The sequence below is a fragment of the Lapidilactobacillus luobeiensis genome (genome assembly GCF_024345205.1).
Taxonomy (GTDB): Bacteria; Bacillota; Bacilli; order Lactobacillales; family Lactobacillaceae; genus Lapidilactobacillus; species Lapidilactobacillus luobeiensis.
Map to the genome: position 1 here is coordinate 1 of NZ_BROC01000032.1, position 13,877 is coordinate 13,877.

The window sequence follows — 13,877 nt, forward strand, 5'->3', positions numbered from 1 at the left end:
TGGCGGCGCAATACTTTACACTGGTATACCTTGGATTTTCAGACCACGGATAAGCGTGTTTTTACGGAGATCCTCAACGCGGATAATGCCGATCTGCTCAAACGCAATTTGTTGATGATCCCTAAGATGGCCGAGATCGAGGTCACCGATCGGGTAAAGCGTCGGAGTAAGTTTGATTTTGCAATGAGTAACGTCAATTTCAGTATTTGGAGTGGCAATGGCATGCTGATTGTTGGGGGAGTGCTTTTATTCTTATTAGTCATCCTGCCGAAGCTCGTGACCTATTTTCTCAAGTAACGATCGTTTATTGTTCTTAAATAACAGTTAACCCATATTTTTAATTCGTCTGCCAGCAAGTTGCCTCCTTGCTGGTTTTTTCTTTTAGAAAATTTGCATAAAAGTGATTATATTCTGAAATCGAACGGTTTACAATGATTCGAACGAGATACGCTGGCAGAATCATCTACCGCCCACACGGTTCCTAATGTTCCGATAGGCGGCGCAAATTCATCATTCATCCGCACTAATTCCACACGGCATCCAACAGGATACTTCCTGCGGACATGGTTGACCGTTTCTTCATTCGGAAACTGTATTAGGCGCACCACCTTTCCACGAACTGTTGCCGGAAAGATTGCGGAGCAGAACCTTCCGCGCGATTTCTTCGTTGTCGGCCATGTCATTGAACTCAAGGTTTCCCTCGCAGGTGACTGTGAAATAGTCCACCTCGTAGGCGGAGGTCGGGATGCGAAGGTACTTCGATTTCGCACCCATGATTTTTTCCAGTGCCTTTACAACAGGCTTTCTGTCCATAAGATTGTAGGTTACTTTCATGGCGTTTACCCCCTTGTTTTTTTGGTACGACATTAATCACTCTAAACCGCAGAAATAGCAAGCGGATTCCGAGCATAATGTAGACAAAAAATCGGGACGGCATTTGTGCATAAAGCAAGACCACGCTAAAGATTTTATCCTTCGGCGTGGTCTCAATTTTTTCGCTCCGCTTGAAGAGTGTCGGCTTGAAATTTACTTGTTTTCATAAACCCCTAAATTGCATCTCATCCGAGGTGGTCTTTTCTAGTGGGCTTACTTTGTCTGAATATCTGACCTCAAGCAGGCTGGGTGTCTCAGCTCATTAAAACTGTTGATAGCTCATTAATGCTCTTGATAACTCATTAATACCAGCAGTGCTCATTAAACCTGTCACCAGACCATCAATACTCTTGATAGCTCATTGATCGTCAGCGCTACTCATTAAAACCGTCGGCAGCTCATTAATGTTCCTGATAACTCATTATCGCCATAGTTATCGATCAACTAACTGGCCTATCATGTGCTGGAGCAAACGGATTACGGCTGAAAAGACCGTTGAATTTCAGCGGCACTTGCTCACTATTTTTTCAAAAGGGACTTAACCCTCACTTATGATACGGACTGCCCTCGTTGATCATAAACGCGCGGTAGATCTGCTCGGACAGGACCACTCGCATCAATTGGTGGGGCAAGGTCAGCTGGCCGAAGCTCAGTTGGTCGTTGGCCCGCTGCAACACCGTCGGGCTGAGTCCCAAAGAACCGCCGATCACAAAGGTGACATCGCTGTGCCCATAGGTGGCCAGGTCCTTTAACTCCTGCGCGAAAACTTCTGAGGCCCGTTCACGACCCTTGATCGCCAAGGCGATCACGTATTCTTTATCCTTGATTTTGCCGAGGATCCGGTCGCCTTCAGTGGTCATCACTTGGTCCATTTGCGCGGCGGACAGTTTCTCCGGTGCTTTCTCATCGGCCACTTCCACGATGCTGAACTTAGTGAAGCGGCTCAGGCGTTTCGCGTATTCGGCGATCGCCGCTTTAAAATATTTTTCTTTCAATTTGCCCACACATACGATTTTGATCGTCATCTGAATTTTCTCTCCTTAAAGCTAGAACGGCGCTTGGCCAACCGTTTACTCGCGAATCTGACCTTGCCCGTAAATATGATACTTATTTGAAGTCAGCGCCGTTAAGCCCATTGGTCCCCGCGCGTGCAATTTCTGCGTGGAAATACCGATCTCGGCACCGAACCCAAATTCAAAACCATCCGTAAATCGCGTTGACGCATTCGTGTAGACCACCGCCGCGTCGATCTCCCGTTGGAAACGTTCTGAAGCCTGATAGTCCTTAGTCACGATTGTTTCCGAATGACCAGTACTGTAACGGTTGATATGAGCGATGGCTGCGCTCAAGTCTGGCACAACTTTGATTGCCAAGATCAGATCGTTATACTCGGTGCCCCAATCCGCGGCGGTTGCTGGGGTGATTGTCGGTAAGATCTGTAACGCCGTTTCATCGCCGCGCAACTCCACTTGGTAAGGGGCCAAAGCTTGCTGTAATCGTGGTAAAAATTCTGCCGCCACTGCTTGATGCACCACTAGTTTTTCCATGGCATTACAAACAGAAGGCCGCTGGGTTTTGGCATTGATGATTATTTCCCGGGCCATAATCAGATCAGCGCTTTGATCCACATAAACATGGCAATTCCCAGCGCCGGTCTGGATCACAGGTACTTGGGCATGTGCTTTAACAAAATCAATAAATTGAGCGCTGCCACGGGGGATCAGGACGTCTACATATTCGGTGGCCGTCATTAAAGCTTGGGCCGTTTCATGACTAGTATCGGTGATCAACTGGATCGCTGTTGCTGGCAAACCAGCCGCTACCAACCCGCGCTGCAGCGCTCCTGCCAAAGCGATATTGGTCTTGATCGCCTCTTTGCCCCCACGCAAAATCACTGCATTGCCGCTTTTCAAAGTCAAGGCCGCTGCGTCCACCGTAACATTGGGACGGGCTTCATAGATCATGCCGATCACCCCAAGTGGGACGCGCACGTTTTCGATCCGCAATCCGTTCGCTGTTTGCCAGCCGTTGATCACCGTGCCAACAGGGTCAGGCAGTTGGATCACTTGTTGAACGCCCGCCGCCATTGTCGCTAACCGTGCGTGGGTGAGTTGCAAGCGATCCAGCATCACCGCGCGTAACCCATTGGCTTTTGCGGTCGCTAGATCCAGTTGATTGGCCGCTAAGATCTCGCTCTCTTCAGCCAATAATTGTGTGGCCAGCGCTTGCAACGCCAGATTTTTTTGGGTAGTCGCCATTAAAGCCAGTTGATGTGCCGCTATTTGCGCTTGTTGACCGACCTCATTCAGCTTCGTTGTTGTCATTTAATTCGCTCCCTTTTCATTTTTGAATAGCGTGCCCACTTCTTGACCATCAAGAATATCAAAAATAATTTCAGGGTCAGCGCCATTGGCTAAAATCATTTGTTGCTGATTACGTAGGATCCGCTGCGCCGCCCGCAATTTTGTGACCATACCGCCGGTGCCAAAAGAACTGCCCCGTCCGCCGGCATAACCCGAGATCGTCGCGTCGATCACTGCCACTGTCGAGATCAAGTAAGCTTGCGGATCTTTTTTTGGATTGGCGGTAAACAAGCCGTCAATATCTGATAAAACGATCAGTAGATCCGCTTGAACCAATTCCGCGACGATCGCCGACAATTCGTCATTATCCGAAAAACTGGTCTTGTGATCCAATTCGTCCACTGAAACCGTGTCATTCTCATTGACGATCGGGATCACATGCCGCCGCAACATCGCGTTCAGTGTATTGACCACATTTTGGTGGCTGACTGGGAAGCTGATCACATCGCGTGTCATCAAAACTTGGGCGCAGACCTGTTGGTACTCAGCGAATTCACGGGTGTAGATCCCGATCAAGCGGCTTTGGCCGATCGCCGCTAATGCCTGCTGATCAGGGATCGTGGTCGGCCGCTCCCCCAGATCCAAAACGCCGCGACCAGCCCCGATAGCGCCACTAGAAACCAAGATCACTTCTAAGCCGCGGTTACAAAGATCGGTGAGCACATAGGCTAACCGAGCGATCGCCCGCAGATTCAATTTACCATTCGCCAAGATCAAGGAACTGGTGCCCACCTTGACCACTAATCGCTGTACGTTCAATTTTCGCAAAATGCACGTCCTCACTTGTTTCATTCAATATTTTAATCTTAACACCTGACTCATTTTTGACAAACACTTTTTCGAGGCTACTATGGCGGCGCACCCAATCTACGAATCGTCACTTACTTGTCGCCGACAAACTACTTTTCTTCATTAAAATGGCTTGAAAAGCACCGCCGCTTTGGGGTATATTGGTACACGGACTTGTTCCACTGTGGCACTTCTGATCCCAAAATGGGTATCTCCTTTGGCCACAGTTATTAATAACCGTCATGGGTTATAAAGGAGTGAATCACATGACAAAAGAACAGAACCATCTGCGTGACATCGTCATTTCGGCGATCATCGCGGCATTATATGTTGCCTTGACCTATTTGAGCCAAATGTTTGGCCTTGGTTACGGCGCCGTGCAATTGCGGCTTTCCGAAATGCTGAACTGCTTGGTGATCTTCAACAAGCGTTATATTTGGGGGATCACCGTTGGCTGCGTGATCGCCAATCTCTCCAGCACCCTAGGCGTGGTCGATATCCTCTGGGGCTCCGCGCAAACGCTGATCACCTTGACGATCATCTACTTCGTCAGCAAAAAGTTGCCGAACTTGATCAGCAAGTTGACTAGCGTCGTCGTCATCGGTACGGCAATGATGTTCCTGATTGCTTGGGAATTAGTTGTCTTGACCAAAGCCCCATTCTGGTTGACTTATGGGACTGTAGCCGCTGGCGAATTCGCCTCATTATTGATCGGCGCGATTCTTTTCTACTATATCAGCAAGCGCGTCGATCTGGTCGCCTGACCGGTCGCCTTGCGACCAATGACCCGAGCTGCGCTTGTCCCTGCTTAACTCAATAACGATAATGATCGTCTGACTTTTAGTCGGACGGTTTTTTTATTGGCAAAAATCTTATCCTCTCGACCTGACCGATCAATTTCCTCTACGATATGGACCTAGAATATTTTCCTGTCAACAGACTTCTTCACTTGTTTTAAGTGAAAAACAGGTGTTTAGCGTACTTATTTGTGTTAGACCGATTTATCCCCAATCATCTTTAAAAAAAGACACCGTTTTATCCCCAAAAACTAGCCGGATTTTCTGACCTGACTAGTTTTCCCCAACTTATCCACAAAGTTATCCACTTGTACACATGTTCGCCACGAAATATAGTGTCAATAGCTGTGCTTAACACCAAATAAACGATTAGGAAATGTCAAGGATAAAATTATTTTTTTAAGTTTTCCACTGTTTTTTATTGTTCGCCCTTATGCTGTTACTGCCGTGAAACGCTGTGTCCATGCCTGTTTCCTTCAACTTTTTTTACTCCGCTATAAAGTTATCCCCAACTGTCAATAACTTTGTGGATAACTATCTGGTCGAGCTAATGGCTTGCTCTTAACACTAATCCACAGGCTTATCAACAAGCTGTGGATAACTAGTTAACAACTACCCACAGCTTGACAGAATTTTTCACACAAAAATATCCGAACATCTTTTCGATTTGAACGATATAACGGCAATAAAACCGAACTTTATCAAGAAACAAGTCATCGTTCGCTTTTTATTTGATTATTTTTTTCTGGGCCATTATCGCGTTATTGCACCTAAATGGCCGTTATAACGGCTTTATTTCCCCAGACCAGTTGCTACGCGAGTTTTCCACCTGATAATTCACAAATGTGGACAACTACTCCCAAATCAATGGAATACTTAAACCAGTGGCTTATCCGTTAAGTAATTCTCCATGCCAATTCTTTACTTTCACCAAATCTGGCCTATAAAAAAAGCACCCAAACTTAAAACTTGTTTGAGTGCTTGCTGCTCCGACTTATTCGTAAACTGATTGACTCTGGATCTTGCCAGAATTAGCTGTTGAGCTATTTATGCCTACCTAGTTAGCGGAGCTACTGCTAGAGCTACTGGTCGTTGACGCTGCTTCCTTAGTCAAAGTAACTTTCGTCGAACTCAATTTACCATCACGATAGTATTTGACCGTAACCGTGTCACCAATCGAATGCGCGTAGATCGCGGTATGGATCTCGGCAATGCTGGTTACTTTTGTATCATCGACACCGACGATCGTATCGTATTTCTTCAAGCCCGCTTTAGACGCTGGCGAATTTGATTCAACCGAAGCGATCACGACACCACCAGTGACAGAAGATGGTAATTTCAAAGTAGCAGATTGTTGATCAGACGAAATGTTCGTCAGATCGACCACAGACACGCCTAGCGCCGGCCGAATGACTTTCCCATTTTTGACCAATTGATTGATGATCGAAACAACTTCATTACTTGGATAAGCAAAGCCCATCCCTTCAACGGAAGTTCCGTCAGTGCTCTCAGCGTACTTCAAAGAATTGATCCCGATGACTTGACCAGACATATTGATCAAAGCGCCGCCCGAATTTCCTGGATTGATCGCGGCGTCTGTTTGAATGACCGCTGCTTGACCAGTGACTTGGCCGCTAGACTCATCAGTGACATCGATCGTCCGGCTTTTAGCAGAAATGATCCCTTCAGTTACAGAAGTTGCATACTCACTGCCTAAAGGTGACCCAATTGCCAGAACAGGTTCGGCAGTGGTGATCTTCGAAGAGTCGCCGAAGCTTGCTACTGCGGTGACTTTGCTAGCGTCGATCGTCAAAACTGCTAAATCACTAGTTTCATCTGCGCCGATAACTTTAGCGGTTTCCTTAGTCCCATCGGCCAAAATCACTTCGATCGAGTCTGATCCAGAGATAACATGGTTATTGGTAACGATATAGGCCTTGCCATCTTTCTTAGAGTAGATGACCCCAGAACCTTCGCTGACCGTTTCCAGATCAGTGGACGATGACGAGCTACTGGAACTGCCAGAAGAACTATTGCCATCACTATTACCGTAACCATTGCTACCACTGCTGTTACTGCCACTATCACCGAACAAACTGCCAAAAATATCGCTTTGATTCTCGCTTTGCCGTTGTTTATTGATCACTGAGACCACGGCCCCTTCAACTTTATTGAAGGCTTTCGTTGCCGCGCTACTAGTTTTAACAGAAACATTACTGGTTTTTGTCGTTCCAGTTGTGGTTGCAGTAGTGGACGTACTGCTATCTGCGGCGTTATTGTTCTGATTCAACGCTGTAAAGCCCGCAAACGCGACGCCACCACCAATGACCGCGGAAATCACGGCGATCACAGCGATTTGCCACATTGTGATCCCACGAATAACTTTTCTTTTACTCATTAGATATCGATCTCCTTAAAATCATCTTCGAATAGGTTCAGGACCTATTTTCATTCTGATTTTATCTTACTGACAAAATTTGAAAAAATTATGAAATTGCTCTTGACAATTCCGCAACTAATTGTGTCTTTTTTTAGTTGAAATCGTCTATTTATGAATAAATTTCCAGAATATTCGCCAGGATCTAGCCTTGATTTTTTACCATTTTCATTGTATTCGTCAGCAAAGATTGCCAAGAACCAGATTAAATCAAGGTCAGTGGATCCGCCACTGCTGGATCAGTATCATAAATATTGAAGTCCGAACCAACGGCCAGATCATGATCCGCCAGAAAATCATTGACCGTTTGATGCGCCAAAGTTTTCACGTTATTTTCTTGACTCAAGTGACCTAAAAAGATTTTCTTAGTCCGCTTACCCAGTACTTCCATTAGCGTTGCCGCGCCATCATGATTAGATAAATGGCCCTGATCGCCTAGGATCCGCTGTTTCAATGACCAAGGATAAAAACCATTGCGTAACATTTCTAGATCGTGATTACATTCCATTAAATATCCGTCCGCGTTCTTGATCACTCCGGCGACATTTTCAGAAACATAACCGGTGTCCGTCAAAATCGCAAAGGCATGGTCATCATGATGGAACTGATAAAATTGCGGTTCAGCAGCGTCATGGGAAACGCCAAAGCTCTCAATATCCAGATCGCCCAAACTCAAAGTGCTCCCTAGCTCAAAAACATGTTGCTGCTCCGGGGCGATTTTACCGATTTTATGACTCATCGCCTGCCAAGTTCCTTCGTTGGCATAAACGTCCATCCCATAACGCCGCGCCAAAACACCCACGCCGTGGATATGATCGGAATGCTCATGCGTGACAAAGATCGCGTCAACATCTTCCAATTTACGGTCGATACTCGTCATCAAAGCGCTGATTTTTTTACCGGAAAGACCTGCATCAACTAAAACCTTCCGCCCTGGTGTTTCAATATAAGTGACATTGCCGGAACTACTGCTAGCAAGAACGCTGACCAATAGCCCTTGATTTGCGGCTGGTGACATGAATAAATGCTTCCCTTCCAAAGATAATCAACAAAAGCATACCACATTTTCAATCAGAGTGCGAAGCGAGGATGGGTGGCTGTGAGCATTAACCTAGTCATGGGTTTGAAAGCTGCTTTTTGCTTTCAGAACCATGACGTAGTTAAGCACAACAGCCAATCCTCGCGTAGCACGTTTCAATCACAGTGCGAAGCGCAACGGTTTGACTTTGAGCATTAACCTAGTCATGGATTTGGAAGCTGAACTTTGCTTCCAGAGCCAGAACGTAGCTAAGCACAGAAGCCAGGCTCGCGCAGCATTCCTAGGTTCAACAACTAAAAAGCACACGGCCTAGCCGTGTGCTCGATTACGACCCACTTTCGTCTTCATTGGTCCCACTACTGCTGGCAGCGGTCGAACTACTGCCGCTCGAACTGGAACTACCATCATTAGCCGTGGTACTCCCTTTGATCACCGTTCGGGTCAAAGCGTTGACCTTTTTCAGCGACTCATTTTTGGTCCCTTTATGCTGGATCATCACGTTCCAAACAGGCACATAGATCACACTTCCACGCACTTCCGTCAATTCTGAATAGCCTAGACGGTACCAAACGATTTTTGAATTGGCCACTAATTCACTAGACGTATACAATAGTTGGATCGCGTCCTGCGCGCTGATCGTCGCTTGCTTCTCCCGCAAAACTGTCACATTCGGTAAATAAGTTTGAGTATAGCCCGTGACTACATCATTGTTGACATTGAAAGTCAGTGTACCTTGTGGGTCAAGCACGACCCCTTGTTTGATTTTTTGCGCAAAGACTAATGTGTTCTTAGGATCTGACATCCCCGCGATATAAGAATATTCGGCGCCGTGTAAAATATTAGTGCCACTTTTTATGAATTTCTTTAATTCGCTGATCAAATGTTCCTTGCTGTACGTCAGCGGCGTATTGAACTGACTCGTTAATTTGTGGGTACGATAATTATATGAAGTCGTTTGACCAGTCAACTGTGGTAAACCTTTAACCAACGTGTCAGTGGTCTCACTAGCCAAGTAGAAACCTTCGTCATTGGCGTCAGATAATTTTCCCACGGTGATATGGTCCTCTTTCATGTCTTGGGCAATAGCCTCAGAGTCAGATAGATTCGTCGTCGTGGTATAAGGGGTGCTACTGTCATTTTGGGTAAAAGAGGCAAACAGAAAAATGTCCAACGCGACAAAAACAATTAGAAAGATCAGCTCGATCCGTCGAAAGTCCATTAATTCGCCACCCCCGTTTTATCATTGATCCAGTCCTGATAAGTCTGCCAGCGATCATTGATCTTCGCATAATAAGTCGGTGTTAGATCAACGATATCACTTTCACTTTGATTAGTGACCCATTGGTAGCCGATCACCAGATCTTGCAATTTATCTTTGGTGTAACCTGCGCTCAATAACTTTTGTAATACCGTATTCGTCGCTGGTAAGGTCACCAGATCACTGCCGGCAGGAACTGGTACTTGTAGCACCCGACTCGAAAATTTGATATGACTACCTGAGCGGGAAAAACTGATTTTCACCGCGCCAAAATCGCTTTGTTGAAAAATAGGGAAGCCTTCAACAAAACTACGAAATGAGATCGTTTTTTTAGTATCGTCCACACTATAATAGCGGATATCCGTTAAGGGATTGCCAATGCTGTTCAGCATGGTAAAGCCGCTTTCTTGTAACCGATTCAGACTTTCCGGCACCGTGGTTCGGCTATTGTCAACAAATTCCAACTGGTCACTACGATGGTCGACGATCAATTGATTATGATAACTACCGCCACCATAGTAGACCGTTTGCCCGCCAGATTCCCGCGACTCCACATTGGCGTTACTGTCACTGCTCATCAATGCCGAGATATACATCGTCTCGTTGCGCCGATTGATCAAGTAACTATAGGGCTGCAAGCTGACCTGCTCTTGGAAAAATAACCGTGGCTGCCCAGATAGCACTTCTTGAGTAACCTTGGCCTTGAAATCACATTTCTCGATCAGAGCGGTGATCGGCGCAGCCGTCGCCTTGCTGACACGACTTTGCCAGACCGTTTGCGTTTGATCATTTAGGAAATATACTTGGGTCGGATCATCATCTAAACCAAATATGATCCGGTCGAAGGCGTGATCCGTGGGCGAACTTTTCAGACTATCTTGCTTGGTGACTTCACCAAAAAGTTGTGTTGAAAGTTGATCTGAGTACACCAATTGTAAGGAATCCGTCTGTTTCAGGAGGTCGTTATAACGCGTCGTGCTCCGATGAGACGAACGAAAAGACCATTTGCTGATCAATTTACGGATCTCCAAAACCAAGTTTTCTTTATGGTTATATACCAACTTTTGCCCGCCTTGACGATCAACGTGGATCACTTCGGTCGGTACAAAAACTTGGTTCAAAGCCTGCTGGTTGCTGATCAGGGCTGTATTGACCGCCGATTCAGTATCCGAACGCCGTTCATAGCGCTGGTTGTTGGTCCAGATCAAATAAGATAAAACCAGACTGATCAAGATCGCGATGATCAAAATGATCCGCACTAGCACATTAGTTTTCCGCATCCCACTCATCTCCATTCTCATAAGACCGGTATGGCAATGAAATGTAGAAAGTCGAGCCCCGACCTTCCGCGCTATCGACCCAAATGTGGCCGTGATGCGCTTCAACAACTTCTTTAGAGATCGCCAAACCTAGTCCTGTCCCGCCCTGTTTTCGAGAGCGTGCCTTATCGACTCGATAAAAACGGTCAAAGATCTTGTTGATGTCTTTCCGCGGGATCCCCAGACCTTGATCACTGATACTGACCACCACACTCTGTTGATTTTCGATCAACCGCGCCGTGATCACCCCGCCATCTGGCGAATATTTGATTGCATTATTCATGATGTTATCGATCACTTGCATCATTTTATCAGTGTCCAGCTCGACCCAAAGATCCCGTTGAGCAAATTCACGTTTGATACTGTAGCTCTTTTGAGGCAAGCGGCGGATCCCGTCACCCCGCTCATTCTCGGTTTTGATCATCATATCAAAACGATCCAAAATATAATTGAAGAATTCATTGAGATTGACATACTCTAATTCCATCTTAGCCGTACCTTGATCCATCCGTGATAACGCTAAAAGTTCATTGATCATCCGGATCATTCGATCAGTTTCTTCCTGTGTCACACTCAAGAATTGTGGTGCCAGCTTGGGATCCTGCCAAGCCCCATCATTTAGCGCTTCGATATAGCTACGAACACTGGTCAGAGGCGTTCGCAATTCATGGGATACATTGGAAACAAACTCCCTGCGCTCATGTTCATTCTTTTCCTGTTCGGTGATATCGTGCAAAACACAGACCAGACCACTGATAAACCCTGTCTCACGCTGGATCAACGAGAAATCTACATGTAAGATCATTTGTTGATCAGGACTACTATCAGTTGCTGATCCCACCTTGTGTTGGCGCACGATCGACCCTGGTTCGATCACCATTTCCTGTTTGTTTTCCAAAAGATCACGGAATGAATAATCTTTTTCAATGCCAAGGACCTTGAGGATCGATTCTCCGATCATCTCATCACTGGTCGTACTCAAAAAATTCAAGGCCGTTTCATTGATGATCGTCACCTTGCCCCGCCGATCCGTCGCGATGACCCCGTCCGTCATATGGCTCAGCACTGAATCCAGTCGCCGGCGTTCCGAATCAGAAACTTCCTGTGCTTCTTCGACCCGGATCGATAAATTATTGACCGCCACCGCTAGTTGTCCCAATTCATCTTGCCCATAGATCCGCACTTGCCCAGAATAGTCACCGTCAGCCATGCGGATCGCCTGCTTTTTCATTTCATCGATCGGTTGCGTTATTGCCCGGGCAATAAATATTGAGATCACCATACCCAATAGACCGGCGACCAAAGAAGCCGTCAGGAAAATCAGCGTGATCGAATTGATATTTCGATAAACATCATCCATGCTGGCACGCACATAGATCGCGCCGACGACTTGACTGGTGTCCGTGCCGGGATTGACCAAGGGCGTGATCGCGGTGTAATAACTACCATGTCCATCCGAAGTGATCTGCGTCTGTTTATGATTGGCGTAGATTCCTTTTTTGATGCCTGAATTTGGTGTCCGTTGACCGATATCACCTTGATCATTGGCGTTGCTGGTCCCGCGCACCACCAATTTGTTATCTACGACCAGCACTTCCGAGATCGAAGCGTTGTCGATCTCACCGACGATCGTTTTGATATTGCGATTAGCCCCATCTGTATCAGAACTAGCCAATTCATTGGCCAATTGACTGGTGATATAGGGCTGGACCACGATGGATTCCTCAAAGGTCTTGATATTTTGTTGCTCTAACTGCTTCACAAAATAAGCCCCGATGATTTCGATCGTGGTCAACAGTAACAACATAAAAACGATGGCGATTTTAAAATGGATCGACTGAAAAGGTCTGATTCTTTCATTCATGATTTTTTGGCGTTACGACTCCGTTATAACGTTACGCCCAGGTTCACTTCCTTATGCTCTCCGCTGAAACATTGCGGCCACTGAGCCAGCGCTCCGCCACAACTCATTTCATTGATAAACTCATTTCACTTACAAGAAAAGACCGGAAACGCAGGAAGGGCACACCCTCCTGATCAGCAGCACACAGCTGGGTTTCGCGGTCTTAACTGAAAACACACCAACAACTATTCACTATCAACATTTTTAAGATAATAACCAACGCCACGGCGAGTCATGATCCATTCAGGGTGGCTAGGGCTATCTTCGATCTTTTCCCGTAACCGGCGAACGGTCACATCAACGGTTCGGACATCGCCGAAATAATCATAACCCCACACCGTCTGTAAAAGATGTTCGCGGGTCATGACTTGACCAATATGTTTAGCTAAATAATGAAGCAACTCAAATTCACGATGAGTCAACTCGATCTTGTCCCCGCGCTTGGAGACATCATAAGCATCAGGATAAATCGTTAGGTCACCAACATCGATCTCGTGATGATCCTCTTCCTCACTGTCAGCGGCCACGGTTGCCTGCCGCCGCAAATTAGCCTTGACCCGAGCGACCAGCTCCCGATTAGAGAAAGGTTTGGTGACATAATCATCAGCGCCTAACTCCAAGCCGATTACTTTATCGATCTCAGAATCTTTCGCCGTCACCATAATGATCGGCATATCGTGCGTCTTGCGAACTTCGCGAGCGACTTCCAAACCATCGATCTTCGGTAACATCAAATCAAGTAGGATCAAATCAGGATTAACTTCTTCAACTTTTTTAAGCGCTTCTTCACCATCATAGGCTACATAAACATCATAGCCTTCCTTGGTCAACGAAAACTTGACGATATCAGAAATTGGTTTTTCATCATCGACAACTAAGATTTTTTTTGCCATTTGCATGGTTCCTCCTTAGAGACGTTCCATCTTATGATATCAATTATACTAATAATATGCGCCAACAACAAGTTTACGCAAAAAGAGTGCGATCTGGATCAGCTAGTTGCTTGAGTAGCGGCCTGATCATTGTTTTAAAAGCGTGGTTTGCTTTCGGAACTTTTGCATCGCCACACAAAAGGCGCCAGAACGAAGAGCACGTTGCA

General features: G+C 46.2%; 12 protein-coding genes and 1 pseudogene. 2 read left to right on the top strand and 11 right to left on the bottom strand.

All coding sequences use genetic code 11. From position 1 onward, the window contains the following. Positions 1-297, top strand: a pseudogene (locus tag OCU21_RS09760) (hypothetical protein); the annotation flags it as partial. A gap of 107 nt (positions 298-404) precedes the next feature. Here the strand turns inward: OCU21_RS09760 and OCU21_RS09765 are convergent. From OCU21_RS09765 to proB, 5 genes are all read right to left on the bottom strand, one after another. Continuing rightward, a complete protein-coding gene (locus OCU21_RS09765) occupies positions 405-683 on the bottom strand; it encodes a DUF4314 domain-containing protein (RefSeq protein ID WP_261807247.1) in 279 nt (92 codons plus the stop codon). Continuing rightward, complete coding sequence (locus tag OCU21_RS09770) at positions 580-834, bottom strand: hypothetical protein (protein WP_261807250.1); 255 nt, start codon at positions 832-834, stop codon at positions 580-582. The genes OCU21_RS09765 and OCU21_RS09770 overlap by 104 nt, the downstream gene beginning before the upstream one ends. A gap of 584 nt (positions 835-1,418) precedes the next feature. After that, a complete protein-coding gene (gene rlmH, locus OCU21_RS09775; RefSeq protein ID WP_261807223.1) occupies positions 1,419-1,898 on the bottom strand; it encodes a 23S rRNA (pseudouridine(1915)-N(3))-methyltransferase RlmH in 480 nt (159 codons plus the stop codon). A gap of 45 nt (positions 1,899-1,943) precedes the next feature. Beyond that, positions 1,944-3,197 carry a glutamate-5-semialdehyde dehydrogenase gene (locus OCU21_RS09780; protein ID WP_309297209.1) on the bottom strand — a complete coding sequence of 418 codons (1,254 nt, stop codon included), beginning with the start codon at positions 3,195-3,197 and terminating at the stop codon, positions 1,944-1,946. Further along, entirely contained in the window at positions 3,198-4,004 is an 807-nt protein-coding gene (gene proB / locus OCU21_RS09785; RefSeq protein WP_261807224.1) for a glutamate 5-kinase, read from the bottom strand. 287 nt (positions 4,005-4,291) lie between these two features. Here proB and OCU21_RS09790 point away from each other — a divergent pair, with 287 nt between their 5' ends. After that, positions 4,292-4,789: a QueT transporter family protein gene (locus OCU21_RS09790; protein ID WP_261807225.1), complete on the top strand. Its 498-nt coding sequence runs from the start codon at positions 4,292-4,294 to the stop codon at positions 4,787-4,789. 1,090 nt (positions 4,790-5,879) lie between these two features. Here the strand turns inward: OCU21_RS09790 and OCU21_RS09795 are convergent. The 6 genes from OCU21_RS09795 to yycF form a co-directional block, all read right to left on the bottom strand. After that, positions 5,880-7,220, bottom strand: a complete 1,341-nt coding sequence (locus tag OCU21_RS09795; protein ID WP_261807226.1) for a S1C family serine protease — start codon at positions 7,218-7,220, stop codon at positions 5,880-5,882. A 244-nt stretch (positions 7,221-7,464) separates the two neighbouring features. Continuing rightward, positions 7,465-8,277, bottom strand: a complete 813-nt coding sequence (locus tag OCU21_RS09800; RefSeq protein WP_261807227.1) for an MBL fold metallo-hydrolase — start codon at positions 8,275-8,277, stop codon at positions 7,465-7,467. 346 nt (positions 8,278-8,623) lie between these two features. After that, complete coding sequence (locus OCU21_RS09805; protein ID WP_261807228.1) at positions 8,624-9,517, bottom strand: two-component system regulatory protein YycI; 894 nt, start codon at positions 9,515-9,517, stop codon at positions 8,624-8,626. Next, positions 9,517-10,836: a YycH family regulatory protein gene (locus tag OCU21_RS09810; protein ID WP_261807229.1), complete on the bottom strand. Its 1,320-nt coding sequence runs from the start codon at positions 10,834-10,836 to the stop codon at positions 9,517-9,519. Before OCU21_RS09810 ends, OCU21_RS09805 begins: the two co-directional genes overlap by 1 nt. Beyond that, positions 10,823-12,739, bottom strand: coding sequence for a cell wall metabolism sensor histidine kinase WalK (gene walK, locus OCU21_RS09815; protein ID WP_261807230.1), 1,917 nt, complete (start codon positions 12,737-12,739; stop codon positions 10,823-10,825). Before walK ends, OCU21_RS09810 begins: the two co-directional genes overlap by 14 nt. 224 nt (positions 12,740-12,963) lie before the next feature. Next, a complete protein-coding gene (yycF, locus tag OCU21_RS09820) occupies positions 12,964-13,671 on the bottom strand; it encodes a response regulator YycF (protein ID WP_261807231.1) in 708 nt (235 codons plus the stop codon). Positions 13,672-13,877: the final 206 nt, after the last annotated feature.

Coding starts and splice junctions, on each gene's coding strand:
- OCU21_RS09765 (WP_261807247.1), bottom strand. CDS start 683: ATGACATGGCCGACAACGAAGAAATCGCGCGGAAGGTTCTGCTCCGCA.
- OCU21_RS09770 (WP_261807250.1), bottom strand. CDS start 834: ATGAAAGTAACCTACAATCTTATGGACAGAAAGCCTGTTGTAAAGGCA.
- rlmH (WP_261807223.1), bottom strand. CDS start 1,898: ATGACGATCAAAATCGTATGTGTGGGCAAATTGAAAGAAAAATATTTT.
- OCU21_RS09780 (WP_309297209.1), bottom strand. CDS start 3,197: ATGACAACAACGAAGCTGAATGAGGTCGGTCAACAAGCGCAAATAGCG.
- OCU21_RS09790 (WP_261807225.1), top strand. CDS start 4,292: ATGACAAAAGAACAGAACCATCTGCGTGACATCGTCATTTCGGCGATC.
- OCU21_RS09795 (WP_261807226.1), bottom strand. CDS start 7,220: ATGAGTAAAAGAAAAGTTATTCGTGGGATCACAATGTGGCAAATCGCT.
- OCU21_RS09800 (WP_261807227.1), bottom strand. CDS start 8,277: ATGTCACCAGCCGCAAATCAAGGGCTATTGGTCAGCGTTCTTGCTAGC.
- OCU21_RS09805 (WP_261807228.1), bottom strand. CDS start 9,517: ATGGACTTTCGACGGATCGAGCTGATCTTTCTAATTGTTTTTGTCGCG.
- OCU21_RS09810 (WP_261807229.1), bottom strand. CDS start 10,836: ATGCGGAAAACTAATGTGCTAGTGCGGATCATTTTGATCATCGCGATC.
- walK (WP_261807230.1), bottom strand. CDS start 12,739: ATGAATGAAAGAATCAGACCTTTTCAGTCGATCCATTTTAAAATCGCC.
- yycF (WP_261807231.1), bottom strand. CDS start 13,671: ATGGCAAAAAAAATCTTAGTTGTCGATGATGAAAAACCAATTTCTGAT.